The organism is Butyrivibrio sp. (assembly GCF_017940685.1).
GTDB lineage: Bacteria > Bacillota > Clostridia > Lachnospirales > Lachnospiraceae > Butyrivibrio.
This window is the reverse complement of the sequence record NZ_JAGAYD010000100.1, coordinates 1-1,958: the sequence shown is the minus strand read 5'-3', so window position 1 is coordinate 1,958 and position 1,958 is coordinate 1. Positions and strand designations below refer to the sequence as shown.

The following is a 1,958-nucleotide window of genomic DNA, read 5'->3' as shown; positions in this document are numbered from 1 at the left end:
GCACAGGCAATGATAAGCTGTTTGGTTGAAGCTGAGTAATCGAGCTTTTCTTCAAGCAGAGTTTTTACATAAGCTTCTCTTTCATTCATTGCGTCGTCCAGGACTTTTGTCTCTTTTTCTTCTTCAGTCTTCTCAACGAGCTTTACATCTTTTCCGCCATTTTCAATGTATCCGCCCATCATATCTTCGTATACGGACGCCTCGCGAATAAGTCTCAAGGCAGTCTCCATCCTCTTATCACCGACCTTGGTGACATGGCTGGATATTCCGATAACGCTAAGAACACTCTTGTGAGTTTCTCTGTAATGATTGGCAGTTTTCTTAAGCTCAGCAAAAGCATCTTTGATGTTTTCGTTCCACTTATCATCAACAGGACTTCCAAGGAGTCTGATGCACTTATTCATTGCAGCAGCCATTTCCCTGTACTCAGTACCACCGTCATTTTCAAAGAACTTATTCCAGGCTTCGCTGTTTGGCTGGAACTTGGAGTTCTTCGCTGCTTTCTTGAATGTACTTGTGCTCTTGGTACACTGAGTTACGAAAACATTCCGGAGGTCTTCCAGCTTCTTCCTGATATATTCAGGAGTGAAGTGAGATTCTGGCTCTTCCTGCTCCTTTGTAGTCACATCGCCCTTAAGGAGCGTAGTCATCATGGAGTCGCCCTTAATGGCATTCTTCTCGTACCTCTCAAGAGAATCGCTCTTAATGGCATTCTTCACCAGAGAGTCACCCTTAACAGCATTCTTCTCGTACCTCTCAGTCGAGTCGCCCTTAATGGCATTCTTCACCAGAGAGTCAACCTTAACGGCATTCTTGGCATACTGCTCGGGCTCTTTATTCTCTACCTTCTTTTCTTCTTTCTTATCTTCCTTCTTTCCGACCTTCTTCTCTTCTTTCTTATCTTCTTTCTTCTCGACCTTCTTCTCTTCTTTCTTCTCGACCTTATCTGCCTTAGTTATAGTCTTCTTGGTCTTCTCGGTCTTCTCAGTTTTCTTTGTGGTTGTCTTCTTCAGGCTCTCAGCTTTTCCAAGCTTGTTGACAGCAAGCGCTTCCTCAACTGCCTTCTGTTCTTTATCGCTGGCTGCTTTTCCGTCTTCATCTGCAACAGATATTGTGTTGTCAGCATTCTTGACAACCCTGTAGGACTTTCCACCGATGGTCTTCTGCTGAAAAAATTCTCCGTTTCCAAGATCGATCTTTTTGCCAGCCTTAACCTTGGTCTTGTTCTTCTGAAGGATCTCAAAATAATGCTTAACAAGAAGGAATGGTGAATCCGCTTTATCAAAGCCTTCTTTCAATTTGACATAGTTATTCTCAAAGTCCGCAAGCTCCCTCAATGCTTCCCTTTTTTTGCTGACTGCCTTCACTGCATTTTTCACAGAGGTGTTCTTGATCTTTTTTCTAAGGTCATCATCAAACAGTTGGTACTTGTCCATGAAAGTGCAAACACCGTTCATACGCATGGCTCTGTTGATGCCATAAGAAACCTTGACCTCATTGATCTTCATGCTGTTGTACTCTGCCTTGGGCACGAGGTTCTTGATCTCGCCCACATAGTCACCGGGCTCTAAGCCTTTTTCCTTAAGAAGATAATATACAGACCTTAGTATTCCCAAAAGAGCTGGATCTATAGCCTTGTCATCTCCTGCAATTTCCCTGCAGAAGTCGTATCTTTTACTCTTATCCGTATCTGTCTCCTTTGCTCTTATTGCATCGCCTGCCTCTGTAAGTGCAAAGTTAATTGTGAGCATTGAGCTTACATATCCCTTATCATCCATAAATAAAAATCCCCTTCATAAAATTAGTGATCCAAACATCATTAATTTTATACGAAGGGGATATCTGACGGATATTAAATAAGTATTAAAAACGCATAAAATAATATGACCCATGTAAAAGCTTAAGAATTTTCATAGAAGCATTCCAGTTCCCTTCGTGTATCCAAAAGAGCTTTCTTC

Annotated in this window: 1 protein-coding gene; it reads right to left on the bottom strand. The window is 42.0% G+C overall.

Annotation, left to right across the window (positions count from 1 at the left end):
• Positions 1 to 1,778: hypothetical protein (locus tag J6I68_RS06315; protein WP_292218628.1), on the bottom strand; the 1,778-nt coding region annotated here is incomplete at its 3' end.
• Positions 1,779 to 1,958: the final 180 nt, after the last annotated feature.